The sequence below is a fragment of the Hydrogenophaga sp. GW456-12-10-14-TSB4 genome (assembly GCF_059424305.1).
Map to the genome: position 1 here is coordinate 1 of NZ_JBWKZH010000066.1, position 18,086 is coordinate 18,086.

General features: G+C 63.4%; 14 protein-coding genes. 11 read left to right on the forward strand and 3 right to left on the reverse strand.

Features of this window, described 5'->3' with window-relative positions; translation table 11 throughout:
• The first annotated feature begins 290 nt into the window (after positions 1 to 290).
• The 7 genes from AC07ZS_RS24250 to AC07ZS_RS24280 all read left to right on the forward strand — a co-directional run bounded on the left by AC07ZS_RS24250 (position 291) and on the right by AC07ZS_RS24280 (position 9,368).
• Positions 291 to 2,912 (forward strand): winged helix-turn-helix domain-containing protein, encoded by a 2,622-nt coding sequence (locus AC07ZS_RS24250; RefSeq protein WP_494801088.1) that lies wholly within the window; start codon positions 291 to 293, stop codon positions 2,910 to 2,912.
• An 87-nt stretch (positions 2,913 to 2,999) separates the two neighbouring features.
• Positions 3,000 to 4,745, forward strand: a complete 1,746-nt coding sequence (locus AC07ZS_RS24255) for an FAD-dependent oxidoreductase (RefSeq protein WP_494801089.1) — start codon at positions 3,000 to 3,002, stop codon at positions 4,743 to 4,745.
• A 66-nt stretch (positions 4,746 to 4,811) separates the two neighbouring features.
• A complete protein-coding gene (locus AC07ZS_RS24260) occupies positions 4,812 to 5,555 on the forward strand; it encodes an SDR family NAD(P)-dependent oxidoreductase (RefSeq protein ID WP_494801090.1) in 744 nt (247 codons plus the stop codon).
• Between the two features lie 14 nt (positions 5,556 to 5,569).
• Positions 5,570 to 6,430 (forward strand): sugar phosphate isomerase/epimerase family protein, encoded by an 861-nt coding sequence (locus AC07ZS_RS24265; protein ID WP_494801091.1) that lies wholly within the window; start codon positions 5,570 to 5,572, stop codon positions 6,428 to 6,430.
• A 30-nt stretch (positions 6,431 to 6,460) separates the two neighbouring features.
• Positions 6,461 to 7,495 (forward strand): DctP family TRAP transporter solute-binding subunit, encoded by a 1,035-nt coding sequence (locus AC07ZS_RS24270; RefSeq protein ID WP_494801092.1) that lies wholly within the window; start codon positions 6,461 to 6,463, stop codon positions 7,493 to 7,495.
• Positions 7,496 to 7,509: 14 nt separating this feature from the next.
• Positions 7,510 to 8,091, forward strand: coding sequence for a TRAP transporter small permease (locus tag AC07ZS_RS24275; protein WP_494801093.1), 582 nt, complete (start codon positions 7,510 to 7,512; stop codon positions 8,089 to 8,091).
• Positions 8,088 to 9,368, forward strand: a complete 1,281-nt coding sequence (locus AC07ZS_RS24280) for a TRAP transporter large permease (protein WP_494801094.1) — start codon at positions 8,088 to 8,090, stop codon at positions 9,366 to 9,368. The genes AC07ZS_RS24275 and AC07ZS_RS24280 overlap by 4 nt, the downstream gene beginning before the upstream one ends.
• A 477-nt stretch (positions 9,369 to 9,845) precedes the next feature.
• Here the strand turns inward: AC07ZS_RS24280 and gyrB are convergent, their stop codons facing one another.
• From gyrB to dnaA, 3 genes are all read right to left on the reverse strand, one after another.
• Positions 9,846 to 12,461, reverse strand: coding sequence for a DNA topoisomerase (ATP-hydrolyzing) subunit B (gyrB, locus tag AC07ZS_RS24285; protein ID WP_494801095.1), 2,616 nt, complete (start codon positions 12,459 to 12,461; stop codon positions 9,846 to 9,848).
• Between the two features lie 81 nt (positions 12,462 to 12,542).
• Positions 12,543 to 13,649, reverse strand: a complete 1,107-nt coding sequence (dnaN, locus tag AC07ZS_RS24290) for a DNA polymerase III subunit beta (protein ID WP_297401592.1) — start codon at positions 13,647 to 13,649, stop codon at positions 12,543 to 12,545.
• 138 nt (positions 13,650 to 13,787) lie between these two features.
• A complete protein-coding gene (gene dnaA / locus AC07ZS_RS24295) occupies positions 13,788 to 15,209 on the reverse strand; it encodes a chromosomal replication initiator protein DnaA (RefSeq protein WP_494801096.1) in 1,422 nt (473 codons plus the stop codon).
• A gap of 234 nt (positions 15,210 to 15,443) precedes the next feature.
• Between dnaA and rpmH the strand changes: the two genes are divergently transcribed.
• The 4 genes from rpmH (at position 15,444) to yidC (ending at position 18,045) form a co-directional block, all read left to right on the forward strand.
• Positions 15,444 to 15,578, forward strand: coding sequence for a 50S ribosomal protein L34 (gene rpmH / locus AC07ZS_RS24300; protein WP_006299042.1), 135 nt, complete (start codon positions 15,444 to 15,446; stop codon positions 15,576 to 15,578).
• Between the two features lie 109 nt (positions 15,579 to 15,687).
• The gene (locus tag AC07ZS_RS24305) at positions 15,688 to 16,065 is read left to right on the forward strand and encodes a ribonuclease P protein component (protein ID WP_494801097.1); all 378 of its coding nucleotides are present in this window, start codon (positions 15,688 to 15,690) and stop codon (positions 16,063 to 16,065) included.
• Positions 16,055 to 16,342 (forward strand): membrane protein insertion efficiency factor YidD, encoded by a 288-nt coding sequence (yidD, locus tag AC07ZS_RS24310; protein WP_494801098.1) that lies wholly within the window; start codon positions 16,055 to 16,057, stop codon positions 16,340 to 16,342. Before AC07ZS_RS24305 ends, yidD begins: the two co-directional genes overlap by 11 nt.
• A complete protein-coding gene (gene yidC / locus AC07ZS_RS24315) occupies positions 16,339 to 18,045 on the forward strand; it encodes a membrane protein insertase YidC (RefSeq protein ID WP_494801099.1) in 1,707 nt (568 codons plus the stop codon). Before yidD ends, yidC begins: the two co-directional genes overlap by 4 nt.
• Positions 18,046 to 18,086: the final 41 nt, after the last annotated feature.

Consider the following 18,086-nt stretch of genomic DNA (forward strand, 5'->3'; position numbering starts at 1 on the left):
CTCTCTCAGCCCCATCGAATACCGAGAAAGTCTCGGGCTTACGTCATAAACCAGTCCAAGTATTTGTCCGCACCCCCACGGAATGACTTTTCGCCGACAGCGAACTGAGTGACCAGCGCGCTGCGATGGCCATGATCCATGACGCGAGCGGCCGGACTGGAACATTTTGATGGGCCCACCTCGGGTTGTTCCGCAACCACTGCCAAAGGTCGTGAAATCGCGGAAAGCTTCATACGTCGTGTCGCGATGTGATAATTGACCACGCTATGGGCACAACAGATCATCGACCCTTGTTGAAGGCCAAGCTCGCCAGGCCGCTGGCGCCGCGCATGAGCTTGTCCCGTCCCAGGCTCCTGGAGCAGCTGTCGGATGCGATCCACCGGCCGTTCACCTTGTTATGTGCCCCCGCAGGCTTCGGCAAATCAAGCTTGCTTTCCAGTTGGGCCGCAGAGGCCATTGACCAGCCCATCGCTGCGTGGCTTGTCCTGGACGACGAGGACAACGATCCCGTGCGTTTCTTCGAGTACATCCGCGGCGCCCTTCGCACTGCCGGCATCGAGATCGGAGGGCCTGCTGCGAGGGCGCATCCAGGCGCCGCGTCGCCGTCCGCCAGAGACCGGATGACGGTACTCCTCGATGACCTTGCGGATCTGAGCTGCCCGGTGATGCTCGTGCTGGACGACTATCACCTCATTCACAACGCCGAGTTGGACACGGCTCTGACGTTCTTGATCGAGCATGTACCAGAGAACCTGCGCCTGGTGATGGCCACACGGGAGACCCCCCGCCTTCCTTTGGCTCGCTGGCGGACCAAGGAATGGATGTCCGAGATCGGGGCCGGTCAGCTGCGCTTCACCGAGGCCGAGTCTTCTGCCTATCTCTCGCGCAGCATGGGCCTGACCATTGACCCGGAGTCGCTACAGGCGCTCGCCGTACGGACAGAAGGATGGATCGCGGGGCTTCAGATGGCGGGGCTTTCTCTGCAAAGGCACATCGAGGTGCAAGGCGGTGCGCATCTCGCGCAGGTGGTATCGGCGTTTAACGGCGAGCACACGCACGTGATCGAGTACCTGGCCGGCGAGGTCATGCGGCTTCAGACTCCAGAGGTCAGCGATTTTGTTCGCAAGGTCTGCATTCTCGACCGCTTCTCGGCCGAGCTGTGCGACGCCGTCACCGAACAAACCAACGGCCGCCAGATGCTGGCCGTTGTGGAGCGCGGAAACCTGTTTCTCCAGCGGCTGGACGACCATGGGCGCTGGTTCCGATTCCATCAGTTGTTCGCGGACTTTCTTCGTGGTGGCTTGAACGACGCGGAAGCGATCTCGCTTCACCGTAAGGCAAGCGCTTGGTTCGAGGCCAACGGACGCGGGCCGGAGGCGATCAAGCATGCGCTAGCAGGACGAAGCGATGCGGATGCGGTGCGGCTGTTTCGCCAGCAATTCGAGGACATGCTCGCGCGGGGTGAACTGCCGACGTTGCTCTCGTGGCTTGAGATGCTTCCGACCAGCCTTGTGAGGCAGCACCAGGACCTCGCAGGCTGCAAGGCCTGGCTTCTTTTCATGAGCGGCCGTACGACAGAGGCGATGGAGTATCACGGTGTGGCAACCGCCATTGGTGAGCGGCCGCATGCACCTGAGCCGCCGGAAATCCTGTTCTCGTTGCAAGCGTTTATCGCCATCAACTCGGATCAGCCGGAACTTGCGATCGAGCTTTCGCAGCAAGCACTCAGCCGCCTGGGCAACACGACGTCATTCTTCCGTCTGTGGCCCCTGTTCTACAGAGGGTTGGGCTTGTTGCGCACCGGCCGAACCAAAGAGGCTGCGGACGTGCTGCGGCAGGCTGTCGAGTTGGGCTGGTCTTTCGGGCACCGGTTGACGGCGCTCGACGCGCTGGGTCATTTGATTCCCCTCATGAGCGCACAGGGGCAGCTTCGCGAGGCAAAGCTCCTTTGCCAAGAGTTCCTTTCGCAGTGCTCTCCCTCGGACGAGGCACATGCGCCCATCAGTGGCCTGCTCCTCATCCCGATGGGCATTCTCGCGTATGAGCGGAACGATCTGCGCGAAGCCGTCGAGTTGCTGGATGCTGGGACGGGGTTGTGCAAGCGCCTCGGCAGCGTGTTCCATGCCTTGTCAGGAACCTGTGCCTTGGCCAAGGCCTATCACGCCAGCGGAATGCGCGATCGTGCATGGAATGCCATCGCCGTTGCCCGTGAGCTCGCCGACAGGTCACGCAATCCGCGTCGGCGCCGCGCTGTCTTCGTGGCCAGTGCCGACCTGCATCTGCGCGAAGGCAATGTCGACGCTGCGCGCCTCGCGTTGGAGGAGGTTGGTCCCGCACTGGAAGTCGCGATCGAGGCCCAGATGCTGAAGGTTCGCGTGTTACTGAGTTCCGGTGCCACCCTGGCTGGCATGCGCATGCTCGGCACCATCGAAGCCGTCTGTCGCGAGCAGGGCCAGATGGGCACGATGGTTTCGGTCCATCTGCTTCAGGCGGTGGGGCATCGAACCAATGGAGGACGCGCTGCCACGCTGGAGCGCCTTGACAAGGCCATATCACTCGCAGCTTCCGGCGGGTATGTTCGTCCGTTCCTGGATGTCGACGCGGAACTGACGACATTGCTGCGCCATACCAGCCTTGGCGGCTCGGCGTTCGTTGAGGAGCTGCTCGGGTATGTTCGTCAATCGCCGCAGGCACCGGTTCCCGCCACGGATGCCACGCCGATGCAGCTCACGCGGACACAGCTCGAGGTCTTGCGTTTGATAGGCAAAGGAATGGGCAACCAGCAGATCGCAGAGCAACTGGTCATCACGGTGGGCACGGCGAAATGGCACGTGAGCCAGATCTTCGAGAAGCTGGGCGTGCGCAATCGCTCTCAGGCGGTTGCGAAAGCACGAGACGCGTCCGTCCTCTAGGGACTTTCCCTAGTCAGGGGCCAAAACCTAACTTTTGACAGGGGTGGGATAGGCGAGCCTGTTGAGGGAACTGGGAAGAATTGGCCCGTGAACAACGCACGGACCCCCATTCAAGAGATTCCCACCGCATGCGATGTGCTCGTCGTCGGTTCTGGCGCGGCAGGCCTCGCGGCCGCCGTGACTGCGGCATGGCATGGCCTTCGCGTCATCGTCGTGGAGAAGGACTCGGTGTTTGGCGGCGCCACCTCGTGGTCCGGTGGTTGGATGTGGATCCCCGGCAACCCGCTGGCCCAAAGAGCCGGCATCCAAGAAAATCCCGCGCAGCCGAAAACCTACCTGAAGAACGAACTCGGGGCGTATTACGACTCGGCACGCGTCGATGCCTTTCTGGCGCACGGCCCGCGCATGGTGGCGTTTTTCGAGACGCACACCGAGCTGCAGTTCGTCGACGGCAACGGTATCCCCGACATGCATGGGGAGACGGAAGGCGCGGCCACCCAGGGGCACCAGGTCATCGCCGCACCGTACGATGGACGAATGCTTGGCGCGCTGCTGGGACGGCTGCGCAAGACGATGCGTGAGACCTCGTTTATGGGCATGCCGATCATGGCGGGTGCCGACCTGGCGGCCTTTCTCTCGGTGACCCGCTCCTTGAAGTCGGCCGTTCACGTTGCCAGACGATTGAGCCGTCACCTCTTGGATCTCGGGCGCTATGGTCGCTCGACGCAACTGGTCAATGGCGTTGCGCTGGTCGGGCGCCTGGCCAAGTCCGCAGACACGCTCGGCGTCACCCTGATCGAATCTGCGGCGGCCAAGGAGCTGATCGTCCACTCGGGTTGTGTAACGGGGGCCGTCGTCGAATGGGCCGGCGGCACGGTCCAGATCCAGGCGGCGCGGGGCGTCGTTTTGGCATCGGGGGGATTCCCCCACGATGTGGAACGGCGCAGGAAGCTGTTCCCACGCACGCCGACCGGAAGAGAGCATCTTGCCCTGCCTCCCGAGGCGTGCAGCGGCGATGGGATCACCCTGGGTGAGGCGGCCGGCGGCGTGTTCATGACGAAGCTCGCCTCACCGGTTGCCTGGGCCCCGGTGTCGAGGATTCACCACCCGGATGGAACGGTGGGGCATTTTCCGCACATCATCGACAGGGCCAAGCCCGGTGTGATCGGCGTGCTGGCGAACGGCCAGCGCTTCGTGAACGAAGCCGGCGGTTACTACGACTACACCTCTGCCATGGTGGCGAACGCCGCGGAAGGCTCAGAGGTGGCCTCATGGTTGATCTGCGACCACCGCTTCCAGCGTCGCTACGGCCTCGGCTTTTCCAAGCCATTTCCGCTCTCCATCAAGGCACAACTGCGAAGTGGCTACCTCCTGCGGGCCGATACGATCGGCGAACTGGCTCGGCGGTGCGGCATCGATGAGGATGGGCTGAAGAACACCGTCGCATATTTCAATGAGCACGCGCGTCGAGGCGAGGATCCCCTGTTTCAGCGAGGCTCCACTGCCTTCAACCGCAAAGGCGGCGACCCGACGCAGCGACCCAATCCGTGTATTGCTCCGATCGAGCAGGGACCGTTTTACGCCGTCAAGGTGCTTCCTGGTTGTTTCGGCACCTTCGCTGGCCTGAACACCAACGGCGCCGCGCAAGTCCTCGACGACGGGGGCGCGCCCATCCCAGGCCTGTACGCCGCAGGAGCCGACATGGCCAGCGTCATGGGCGGGCGCTACCCGTCCGGTGGCATCAACCTGGGGCCTGCCATGACCTTCGGCTACATCGCTGGGCTGCATCTGGCCGGAGAGCTGCAGAAGCCCCAGGTCGATGCGCATCCTTGAGCAAGGGCTGTATCCCGACAGCGGGCGCCCGTCAGGTTCAAATCCTTTCATCCAAGACGATCAACCATGAAAACGAACACACATCCGCAAACGGCAATCATCACGGGAGGCGCGCGCGGTCTGGGCCTCGGGATTGCAAAAAGATTCGCGGACCAGGGAACCCGCGTCATTCTCTGGGACGTCAACTTCCAGGGATTCGACGCCGCATCCGCAGGATTCGAGCCCTTGCTGCAACAGAACGTCGACGTCTCCGACTGGGAGTCTGTCAACCGCGCGTTCCATGAGGCCGTCGAAGCGGCGCGCGGGCAGATCGAGGTCCTTGTGAACAACGCGGGCATCAACGGGCCGATCGCTCCGACGGCGAACTATCCACTGGAGCAATGGCAGCGCGTCATCGACATCGACCTCACTGGTGTTTTCCATTGCTGTCGTGCCGCGATCCCGCACATGACGGACAAGGGCTACGGGCGCATCGTGAATGTGGCATCCATAGCCGGCAAAGAGGGCAACCCCAACAGCGCGGCCTACGCGGCAGCTAAAGGCGGGGTGATTGCTTTCACAAAGTCCATTGCCAAAGAGTTGGCGCAGTCCGGTGTGCTCGTCAATTGCGTTGCGCCCACGATGGCGGAGACCGACCTGCTGCAACAAATGACGCCCGACTTCATCAACGCGATCAAGGCCAAGATTCCCATGGGGCGTTTCTTGAGGATCGAGGAGGTGGCGGCCATGGTGGCCTGGATCGCCGGACCGGACTGCAGCTTCACCACGGGGTTCACGTTCGATCTGACCGGCGGCAGAGCCACTTACTGAGCAGGAGAACCGCTTTGATCGAACATTTTGAACTGAATCGACTGTCGCTCGCGAACCTCACGGTAGGCCGCGTTCCACCGCAGGAACTCATCCACGCTGCTGCGGCTGCTGGATTCGGGAAGGTGGGCTTGCTCGTCATGACCGCCACGGCGCAGCCGCTGCAGCACGAATTGCTGGACAAGCCAGAAGTGGTCCGCGAAGTCAAGGCCGCGCTGCGCGACACCGGCACGCGTGTTTTCGACATCGAGGCGTTCGTGCTGTCTCCGGCAACGGATCTTGATCGCTTCCGGCCGGCATTGGAGCTGGGGGCGGAATTGGGCGCCACCCACATTTCCTCCATCGGAACCGAACTGGGGGATGGCGCGACCGTCCTTTCAGCGGCCCAGCGAGTGGATCTGTTCGGCCGTCTGTGTGATGAAGCCATGCAGTTCGGTCTAACCGTCGGCGTAGAGTTCATGCTGTATCGCGACATCCGAACGTATAAGGACGCGCTGCAGCTCATCGAGGCGGCCGGTCGCCGCAATGCGGGTCTTATCCTTGATGTTCTGCACTTTGTGCGCGCCGGTGGCCAAGCCTCTGATCTCGAAGCCGTCCCGGCGCAGCGCATCGCTTACGCGCAACTGTGCGATTGCGCGGAGGCCACTCTGCCGGTTCATGCGTTGCCCACCGAGGCCCGGACGGCACGCCTGCATCTGGGTGATGGAGCCGCTCCTCTGGATGCTGTCCTCGACGTGCTCCCTGCAGACGTTCAGCTCGTGGTGGAGACACCGGTCCTTGATGAGGCCGGGTGGACCGCTGCCCAGCGCGCGGAGTCGGCGGCGAGGCACGCCACGAAATTCTTCCATCAGCGCGAACAGATCCGATCTGTGGCCTGACTTTCCTTCCCAACCCACCTTGGAGACACCATGTACACGATCCCCTACACCTCCTTCAGAAGCATCCTCACCAAGTTGAGCACCTGCGTCGTGTTCAGCGCGGCAGCGCTGGCCACGGCCGCGCACGCCGAAATCCGGGAGCACAAAATCAAGTTCGCGTACGTCACGGCGGCGGATACGGGAAAGCTCAACGGCGTCGACAAGTTTGTCGAGTTGGTCAAGCAGAAGAGCGCGGGCAAGATCGACATCAAGGTGTTCCCGGGGGGCTCTCTGGGCGGCGACGTTCAGATGATCTCGGCCATGCAAGGCGGTACTCTCGAGATGGCCGTGATGGGGCCGAACGCCCTCGTCGGGGTGGTGCCCGACTTCAGTCTTCTCGATCTGCCCTACCTGGTCGACAACGAGAAGGAGGCCTCGGGGCTCATCGACGGCGCCGTCGGCAAAGCGCTGTTTGACAAGCTTGCGGCAAAAGGCGTGGTCGGTATGCCGATTTCAGCATTCGGGTTCCGCCACATGCACAACAGCAAGCGTCCCGTGAACCGCCTGGAGGACATCAGCGGGCTGAAGCTGCGCGTCATCCAGAGTCCGGTCTACGTCGACTTCGTGAAGGCGATCGATGCCAATCCGGTCGCGATGTCCTTCACCGAGGTCTACAACGCCATGGAGCAGAAGGCCATTGACGGAATGACGAACACGGCCTTGATCGCATCGAGCATGAAGGCCTACGAGGTCCAGAAGTACATGTCCCTGACGCGGCACATGTACAACCACATCGTCCTCCTGATCAGCGGCAAGGCCTGGGACAAGTTCAACGATGAGGAAAAGGCGCTCATCCGTCAGGCGGCTGACGAGGCCAAGCAGCATCAGCGCAAGCTCCTCGTGGAGGTCACGGCGAAGGCGTTTGCGGACCTGAAAGCCAACAAGATGGTGATCAACGATGTGCCTGCCGCCGAGATCGCCCGACTGCGGGTTGCTGCTCAGCCCGTCGTCGACAAGTACGCCAAGAACCTCAGCCCTGGCTTGATGCAGATGGCGTCCCAGGAAATCGCGGCCATGCGCAAGTAAGCGCACCGGTACCCATGGGGCGCATTCTCAACGTCTTCTACCGTTCGCTCGAGAACCTGATCGCACTGCTGTTGGCCGCCATGGTGGTGTTGGTCTTCGGGAATGTCGTCCTGCGTTACGGATTCAACTCCGGCATCACCGTGTCGGAGGAACTGGCTCGGTGGTTCTTCATCTGGGGAACATTTCTGGGTGCCGTGGTCGCCATGCGCGATCGCAGTCATCTCGGGGTGGACATGCTGGTGAGTCGCCTCCCCGCACGAGGCAAGCGACTGTGCCTTGTCGCAAGCCACTTGGTCATGCTGTTGATCGTCTGGATGCTCTTCTCCGGAAGCCTCCAGCAATCGCGCATCAACTGGGAGGTGAGCGCGCCCACATCCGGCTATTCAATGGCCTGGGTGTATGGCGTGGGTTGCGTTTTCGCCTGCCTTGCGGCCCCGATGCTGCTGCTCGACCTGTGGCGAATTTTGAGCGGCCGGATTTCCGATGACGAACTGGTGATGATCCAGGAGTCGGAGGAGACGGCCAACCTGGAGCAGATCCTGGCGGAGCACACGGCCGCGAATCCGGGCAGAGATGCCATGGAAGGTAAATCATGACCGTCTTTGTTTTCATCGGCTCGTTGCTGCTCACTATGGCGCTTGGGATGCCGATCGCGTATGCGCTGCTGGCCAGCGGTGTCGCCCTGATGTGGCATCTGGATCTGTTCGACGCACAGATCCTGGCACAGAACCTGATCGGTGGGGCCGACAGCTTCCCCTTGCTTGCTGTGCCATTCTTTATGCTGGCCGGCGAGATCATGAACGTCGGTGGGCTTTCGCGCCGCATCGTCAACCTGGCGCTGACCGTGGTCGGCCACGTGCGAGGCGGCCTGGGGTATGTCACGATCATGGCCGGTTGCTTGCTGTCGGCGTTGTCCGGTTCGGCGGTGGCCGATGCGGCAGCGCTAACCGCGTTGCTCCTACCTATGATGACCAAGGCGGGTCATGATCGAGCCCGTGCCGGAGGTTTGATCGCCGCAACGGGTGTGATCGGCCCGGTGATTCCACCATCGATCGGGCTCGTGATCTTTGGTGTCGCTGCCAATGTGTCGATCTCCAAGCTTTTCATGGCAGCGATCGTTCCGGGCTTGCTCATCGGTGGCGCGCTCTGGGTCACATGGGCCTGGCTGGTTCGTCGCGAGACGATCCAGCCGCCACCGCGCAAGAGCGGCAAGGAGATTCTCAAGGCGGCGCGGGACGCGGTATGGGCGTTGGTCCTTCCCATCATCATCCTGGTCGGGCTGCGAATGGGCATCTTCACGCCGACGGAAGCGGCCGTGGTGGCTGCGGTGTATGCGCTCTTTGTCGCGACGGTGGTCTACCGTGAGCTCAGCTTCAAGCAACTGCACGAAGTTTTCGTCGTGGCGGCGAAAACGAGTGCCATTGTCATGTTCCTGATTGCTGCGGCGATGGTCAGCGCGTGGCTGATCACTGTTGCCGACCTGCCTAGCAAAGTCGTGGACATGCTTCAGCCGTTCATGGGCAATCCCATACTGCTGATGGCGGCAATCATGCTGCTGGTTATGGTTGTTGGGACTGCAATGGACATGACGCCGACGATTCTCATCCTCACACCCGTCCTGATGCCGGTGGTGAAAGCGGCAGGGATCGATCCGGTGTACTTTGGCGTGATGTTCATCATCAATAACTCGATCGGCCTGGTCACGCCACCAGTCGGCACGGTGTTGAATGTGGTGGCTGGTGTGGGCCGAATGAAGATGGATGAGGTGATGCGAGGCGTGATGCCATTCATGGTGGCGGAGTTCGCCGTGATGTTTCTCATGGTCCTCTGCCCGTGGCTGGTCACGGTGCCTGCAAAGTGGTTTTCAGGGTAGCGGGAAAGTGGTGCGATCCACGCAGCCTATGCACGTTGATGAAAGCGTTGATTCAAAGGTCCTTGTTGTTGGGTGACGCGCGATCGCGCTGAATCGGTGCGCGGTCCAATTGGAACCCTCAACGGTCGAGATGTGCGCACGTAAGTTGGCGAAACTGTGTCGAGAAATAGGTCAGTGTCAACAACTTACGACCTCCAGTCGCAGCACTTTGCCGCCAGTTCCATTGAATGTGGCGCCCTACGATTGCGCCTTAGGCAGTGACCTTGGCGTCCTCTGCCGACCGACCGCAACCGCTGCATAGACGACCTTGACACCGGCGTTTTATGCGCTGTGAGAAGGGCGTTGCAAGATCCAATGCCTCGGTCAGTTGGCGAAAACTTTGTCGCGAAATAGGGCAGTCGCAACAACTAGTGACCTCCAGTCGCAGCACTTTGACGCCAGTTCCATTTAATGTGGCGCCCTAGGCAGGCTCACGCATCACACGTCGATGTTGCCCGCGCGCAGCGCGTTGGTCTCGATGAAGTCGCGGCGCGGCTCCACCTCGTCGCCCATCAGCATGGTGAACACGCGATCGGCTTCGATCGCGTCGTCGATCTGCACGCGCAGCAGGCGGCGCACGGTCGGGTCCATGGTGGTTTCCCACAGCTGCTCGGGGTTCATCTCCCCCAGGCCTTTGTAGCGCTGGCGGCTGGTGGTGCGCTCGGCTTCGCTGATGAGCCAGCGCATGGCCTGGCGGAAGTCGCCGACCTTTTCTTCCTTCTGCTTGTCGCCTTCGCCGCGCACCACCTTGGCGCCTTCGCCCAGCAGGCCGCGGAAGGTGTCGGCGGCGGTGGCCAGCGCGGCGTAGTCGGCGCCGTGCACGAAGTCCTGCGTGAGCACGCTGCTCTTGATGTTGCCGTGGTGGCGGCGGCTGATGCGCAGGATGGGTTTGTCGGTGCGCACGTCGAACTCGGCCGCCACTTCGGCGGGCACGCCGGTGGTGGCCAGTTCGCGCAGCTTGGCCTGCAGCGCGACGGCGCTGACTTCGGCCTGCTCCACGCTGTCGAGGTTGAGCGCCACGCCGTCGGCGATGGCACGCAGGGCCTCGGCGTCCATGAAGTTGGACAGGCGCGCGATCACGCTTTCGGCCACCTGGTGCTTGCGAGCGAGCTCGCCCAGCGTGTCGCCGGTGAGCGTGGTCTGCGTGGCACCGCCGGTGAGCACGCTGGCGTCCTTGAGCGCGATGCGCAGCAGGAAGCCGTCGAGCGCCGAACCGTCCTTGAGGTACAGCTCTTCCTTGCCCGCCTTGACCTTGTACAGCGGCGGCTGCGCGATGTAGATGTGGCCGCGCTCCACGAGCTCGGGCATCTGGCGGTAGAAGAAGGTGAGCAGCAGGGTGCGGATGTGCGCGCCGTCCACGTCGGCGTCGGTCATGATGATGATGCGGTGGTAGCGCAGCTTGGCGACGTTGAAGTCGTCCACGCCGGCCGTGCCACCCACGCCCGTGGCCTTGCCGATGCCGGTGCCCAGTGCGGTGATGAGCGTGAGGATTTCGTTGCTGGTCAGCAGCTTTTCGTAGCGCGCCTTCTCCACGTTCAGGATCTTGCCGCGCAGCGGCAGGATCGCCTGGAACTTGCGGTCGCGGCCCTGCTTGGCCGAGCCGCCGGCGGAGTCACCCTCCACGATGTAGATCTCGCACAAGGCGGGGTCTTTTTCCTGGCAGTCGGCGAGCTTGCCGGGCAGGCCCATGCCGTCGAGCACGCCCTTGCGGCGCGTCATTTCGCGGGCCTTGCGTGCGGCTTCGCGGGCGCGCGCGGCTTCGACGATCTTGCCGCAGATGATCTTGGCGTCGTTCGGGCGCTCCTGCAGGTAGTCGGCCAGCAGGCGGCTCACGATGTCTTCGACCGGGCCGCGCACTTCGCTGGAGACCAGCTTGTCTTTCGTCTGGCTCGAGAACTTGGGCTCGGGCACCTTGACCGACAGCACGCAGCACAGGCCTTCGCGCATGTCATCGCCGGTGACTTCCACCTTGGCCTTCTTGGCCAGCTCGTGCTCTTCGATGTACTTGTTGATGACCCGCGTCATGGCCGCGCGCAGGCCGGTGAGGTGGGTGCCGCCGTCGCGCTGCGGGATGTTGTTGGTGAAGCACAGCACCTGCTCGTTGTAGCCGCTGTTCCACTGCATCGCGACTTCCACGCCGATGTTGGTGCCCTGGTCGCTCTGGCGGTCGCCCATGGCGTGGAACACGTTGGGGTGCAGGACGGTCTTGCCCTTGTTGATGAAGTCGACGAAGCCCTTGACGCCGCCGGCGCCGGAGAAGTCGTCTTCCTTGCCGCTGCGTTCGTCCTTCAGGCGGATGCGCACGCCGTTGTTGAGGAAGGAGAGTTCGCGCAGGCGCTTGGACAGGATCTCGTAGTGGAAGTCGGCGTTCTCGCGGAAGATCTCGTAGTCGGGCAGGAAGTGCACCTCGGTGCCGCGCTTCTCGGTGGCGCCGGTGATGCGCATGGGCGAGATCTCGACGCCGGTGGGCGTGGTCTCGATCACGCGGTTCTGCACGAAGCCGCGCGCGAATTCGAGCTGGTGCACATGGCCTTCGCGGCGCACCGTGAGGCGCAGCCACTGCGAGAGCGCGTTCACGCAGCTCACGCCCACGCCGTGCAGGCCGCCCGAGACCTTGTAGCTGTTCTGGTTGAACTTGCCGCCCGCGTGCAGCTCGGTCAGCGCGATCTCGGACGCCGAGCGTTTGGGCTCGTGCTTGTCGTCCATCTTCACGCCGGTGGGGATGCCGCGGCCGTTGTCCACCACGCTGATGGAGTTGTCGGTGTGGATGGTCACGACGATGTCGTCGCAATGGCCGGCCAGGGCCTCGTCGATGGAGTTGTCGACCACCTCGAACACCAGGTGGTGCAGGCCGGTGCCGTCGGACGTGTCGCCGATGTACATGCCGGGCCGCTTGCGCACGGCTTCCAGGCCTTCCAGGATCTGGATCGAGCCCTCGCCGTAGCCCTCGCTGGCACCGGCCTGGTGGGCGTCGATGGTGGGCTGGAAATTGGAGCTGTCGGCTTGCACCTCACCGGTGTTGACGGATTCGGCGGGCTTGTTGGCGTCGGACATGGTGGAATTTCTCGATCTCAGTAAACGCCAAACCCGCGGTGTTCGCGGGTTTGGAATGCGGGCGCAACCAGGGGGCGGACCTCAGATGCGCATCGGCATGACAACGTATTTGAAGGCGTTGTCGTCGGGGTTGGTGACCAGCGCGGAGCTGTTGCCGTCGGACAGTTCGATGCGGACCATCTCCTGCGACATGTTCTGCAGCGCGTCGATCAGGTAGGTCACGTTGAACCCGATCTCGATCGTGTCGCCGCCGTAGTCGATGTCGAGTTCGTCCACGGCTTCTTCCTGCTCGGCGTTGCTCGAGGCCACGCGCAGCACGCCGGGCTCGACGTTCAGGCGCACACCCTTGAACTTCTCGCTGGTCATGATGGCGGTGCGCTGCAGGCTGGCCAGCAGGGGCGCGCGCCCCAGGGTGACGATGTTCTTGTGGTTCTTCGGGATCACGCGGTTGTAGTCGGGAAACTTGCCCTCGACCAGCTTGGTGACGAACTCCATGCCGTCGAAGCTGAACTTGGCCTGGTTGGCCGCGAACTGCATTTCGATCGCGCCTTCCTTGTCGGACAGCAGGCGCTGCAGTTCCAGCACGGTCTTGCGCGGCAGGATGACTTCCTGCTTGGGCACTTCCACGTCCAGCGTGCTGGACGCGAAGGCCAGGCGGTGGCCGTCGGTGGCGACCAGGCTGAGCTGCTTGCCTTCGGCCACGAACAGGATGCCGTTGAGGTAGTAGCGGATGTCGTGCACCGCCATCGCGAACGAGACCTGGCTCAGCAGGCTCTTGAGCGTCTTCTGCGGCACCGAGAACACGGGGCCGAAGCTGGCCGATTCCTGCACCAGCGGGAAGTCTTCGGCGGGCATGCTCTGCAGCGTGAAGCGGCTCTTGCCGCCCTTGAGGATCAGCTTGCCGGCGTTCGATTCCAGGCTCACGGTCTGGTCGCCGGGCATGGTGCGCAGGATGTCGATCAGCTTGCGCGCGCCCAGCGTGGTGGCGAAGTTGCCGCTGTCGCCGTCGAGTTCGGCGGTGGTGCGGATCTGGATTTCGAGGTCGCTGGTGGTCAGTTGCACCTGCGAACCGGTCTTGCGAAGCAGGACGTTGGCCAGGATCGGCAGGGTGTGGCGGCGTTCCACGATGCCCGCGACCGATTGCAGCGCGGCCAAAACCTTGTCCTGGGTCGATTTCAAAACGATCATGTCAGACTCTTTCTTCTCTGGTTGCTTGTCGGCCGGCTCCTGCCTCCCGGTCGGCCCATTTCATTGTGCGGGCCAAATCCCCGCTATTTTCGCCTTTTTGTGACCGCCTCCGGCAAAACGGTCCCGGGACTCCCCGCCTCATCCCTTGAGCGTCTGTTCCAGCACGTGCAGCTGCTGGTTCAGCTCGGAGTTCTGCTGGCGTTCGGCGCCGATCTTGCGCACCGCGTGCAGCACCGTGGTGTGGTCGCGCCCGCCGAACAGCTCGCCGATTTCGGGCAGGCTTTTCTGGGTCAGTTCCTTGGCGATGAACATCGCGATCTGGCGCGGCCGCGCGATGCTGGCCGGCCGCTTCTTGCTGTACATGTCGGCGACCTTGATCTTGTAGAAGTCGGCCACCGTCTTCTGGATGTTCTCCACGCTGATCTGCCGGTTCTGGATCGACAGCAGGTCTTTCAGCGCATCGCGCGCCAGCTGGATGGAGATTTCCTTCTGGTTGAAGCGCGAATAGGCGAGGATCTTGCGCAGCGCGCCTTCGAGCTCGCGCACGTTGGAGCGCACGTTCTTGGCCACGAAGAAGGCCACTTCCTCGGGCATGACGGCGTTTTCCACCGCCGCCTTGTTGATCAGGATGGCCACGCGCATCTCCAGCTCGGGCGGCTCGATTGCCACCGTGAGGCCCGAGTCGAAGCGCGAGACCAGCCGCTCGTGGATGTCGGCCAGCCCCTTGGGATAGGTGTCGCTGGTCAGCACGATGTGGCTTTTCTTGGCCAGCAGCGCCTCGAAGGCGTTGAAGAACTCCTCCTGGGTGCGCTCCTTGTTGGCGAAGAACTGCACGTCGTCGATCAGCAGCAGGTCGAGCGAGTGGTAGCGCTCCTTGAATTCATCGAAGGTCTTGCGCTGATAGGACTTGACCACATCGGACACGAACTGTTCGGCGTGGATGTACAGAACTTTGGCCTGTGGACGGTCGGCCAGCAGGTGGTTGCCGATGGCGTGCACCAGGTGGGTCTTGCCCAGGCCGACGCCGCCATAGATGAACAGCGGGTTGTACAACTGGCCCAGGCTGCCGGCCACGTGCATGGCCGCGGCGCGCGCCATGCGGTTGGCCGAACCTTCGACGAGGGTGGAGAAGGTCAGCGCCGGGTTCAGCCGGGTCTTGGGGCCGTTGGTGGGGATGGCGACTTCGGCGGGGGCCAGATCGGGCAGCTCGGCCAGAACCTGGTCTTGCACCGTTCGCGGCACAGGCATTGTTCGGCTGGGGATTTCACGCGGAGCAAGCACCAACTCCAGTGCCACCGGAACCCCTTGAACGCTCTCCAGCAGGGCGGAAATGCGCGACGCGTACTGGGCGCGGATCCAGTCCATCTTGAACCGGTTGGCCACGGCCACGGTCACGCGGGAACCGTCGGGCGCGACCGTGGCGGTCAGCGGCCGGATCCAGGTGTTGAATTGTTGTTCGGGGATCTCCTGCGAGAGCCGGTCCATGCAGGCGGACCAGAGCAGGAGGGTGTCCGGCCGGGGGGCGGCCAGGGACGCGTCAGGGGGAATGCCCTCGATCATGCGGGAAGCGTTGAAGCCGTTGTGGTTGTGGACAAATGCCTCGGGGCAATCGGACGATTGTAGTGTGCCCCGCCACTTATCCACAAGGGAGGGAAATCGCTACTCCAAGGTAGCGGCGGCAGGCCGATAGGCCCCTCCGCTTGAAGCCTTGCGGCGGCTTTCGCCGCCAAGTGCTTGCCGGGCATCGGGTTTATTTGCGATAATTGCGGGTTTCCCCGATTACTACAGAGCATCATGAAACGCACCTACCAGCCCTCCAAGATCCGCCGCGCCCGCACCCACGGCTTCCTCGTCCGCATGAAAACCCGCGGGGGCCGTGCCGTGATCAACGCCCGCCGCGCCAAGGGCCGCAAGCGCCTGGCCGTCTGAGGCTGCGCGTGTTCTGCCGGCGCCGACCTGCCCGGCTCCTTCACCGCACGATCCGGACGGCTCAGCGGTGACCCAGCGGCTGCGGTCCCGGCAACAGTTCCAGGCCGTCATGGCGGGTGCCCCCGTGGCCAAAACCCCTCACTTTGCCCTGCACCGCGCCGCGCTCTCCAGCGCGCATGAGGGACGGGCCTTGTTTCCCGTGGCCGATGCCTGGGTGGGTGTTCTGTTGCCCAAACGCTGGGCCAAGCGCGCCGTCACGCGCAACGCGATCCGCCGCCAGATCTACGAAGTCGCCCGCCATCGGGCCGCGAGCCTGCCGCAGGCCGCGCTCGTGGTGCGCCTGCGCAGCGAGTTCAGCCGTCAGCAGTTCGTCAGTGCCACCTCCGACGCGCTCAAGCGCGCGGTGCGCGCCGAGCTGGAACAGCTGCTGGCCCCGCGGCCCGTGCCCCGCACGGCGCCGTCTGCCGAGGCCCGCCATGCTGGCTGACTGGCCGCGCCAGGCCCTGCTCGGGCTGGTCAAGGGCTACCGCCTGTTGCTCAGCCCCTGGCTGGGCGGTGGCTGCCGGTTCGAGCCGACCTGTTCGATCTACGCCATCGGTGCGCTGGAGCGCCATGGCGCCCTGGGCGGCAGCTATCTCACGCTGCGGCGGCTGGCCCGCTGCCATCCCTGGTGCGAGGGTGGCCATGACCCGGTGCCCGCCACCGTCTCCACGCTGTTCTCCAGCCTGATTTCACCTTCCTGCGAAAAGAAGAACCCGTCATGAATGACATCCGTCGGTCCATCCTGTGGGTGGTTTTTGGTCTGTCGATGGTCCTCATCTGGGACAAGTGGCAGATCCACAACGGCCACAAGCCCACCTTCTTCCCTGGCTCAGCGCCGGCCGTGACCGCACCCGCGGCCTCCACCAGCCAGCCCGCCGGCAGCACCAGCGCAGGCGTGCCGAGCTCGACGCAGGCCACCGCGGCACCGGGTGTGGAAACCCCGGCGGCCGCTCCAGGCGCCGTGGCCCAGCGCCACGAGGTCACCACCGACCTGTTCAAGCTGGTGTTCAACAGCGAGGGCGGCTCGCTCATCGGTGCGGAGCTGCTCAAGCACGCCGAGGCCACGGGCCAGAGCAAGGACAAGACCGAGCGCCCGTTCACGCTGCTGGCCCAGGGCGGCGAGCACATCTACGTGGCCCAGACCGGCCTGATCGGCGGCAACTTTCCCACCCACAAGACGCCGATGACACTGGTGGGCAACCCCACCAGCCTGGCCGACGGCCAGAACGAGCTGCAGGTGCGGTTCGAGTCGGCCGAGGTCGGCGGCGTGAAGCTGATCAAGACCTACACCTTCACGCGCGGCCGCTATGACATCGGCGTGCAGCACGAGGTGAAGAACGTGGGCGGCCAGGCGGTGACGCCGCAGCTCTACCAGCAACTGGTGCGCGACGGCAGCAAGCTCAGCAGCGAGACGCCCTTCTACTCGACCTTCACCGGCCCGGCCGTGTACACCAACGAGAAGAAGTACCAGAAGATCGAGTTCGCCAACATCGAGAAGGACAAGGCGGAGTTCGTCAAGACCGCGAGCGACGGCTACGTGGCGATGGTGCAGCACTACTTTGCCTCGGCCTGGTTGCTGGGCGAAGGCGTGGCGCGCGAGAACTTCGCCCGCAAGATCGACAACAACCTCTTCGCCGTGGGCAGCATCACCGCGCTGACCGCCATCGAACCGGGCCAGAGCCAGAGCCAGCAGTCGCGCCTGTTCCTCGGCCCGCAGGAAGAGAAAGTGCTCGAGACCATCGCCCCCGGCCTGGAGCTCGTGAAGGACTACGGCTGGCTCACCATCCTGGCCAAGCCGCTGTACTGGCTGCTGGAGAAGATCCATGGTTACGTGGCGAACTGGGGCTGGGCCATCGTGCTGCTGGTGGTGCTGATCAAGGCCGCGTTCTACTGGCTCAACGCCAGCGCGTACCGCAGCATGGCCAAGATGAAGAAGATCAATCCCCGCATCATGGAAATGCGCGAGCGCCTCAAGGGCAACCCGCAGCAGATGCAGCAGGAGATGATGAAGATCTACCGCGAGGAGAAGGTCAACCCGCTGGGCGGCTGCTTCCCCATCCTGATCCAGATCCCCGTGTTCATCGCGCTCTACTGGGTGCTGCTGTCCAGCGTGGAAATGCGCAACGCACCCTGGATGGCCTGGATCACTGACCTGTCCTCGCCCGATCCGTACTTCATCCTGCCGCTGGTGATGGCGGTGACCACGCTGATCCAGACCGCGCTCAACCCGCTGCCGCCGGACCCGCTGCAGGCCAAGCTGATGTGGCTGATGCCGCTGATGTTCTCGGTCATGTTCTTCTTCTTCCCGTCCGGCCTGGTGCTGTACTGGATCACGAACAACGTGCTGACCATCGCACAGCAGGCCGTGATCAACCGGAGCATGGGCGTGCCGCTGAAGTTCAGCATCCCGAACTTCAAGGCCTGACCCTCCTGAGCCGCTGACCGGGGGCCTGCTGTTTGCAGGCC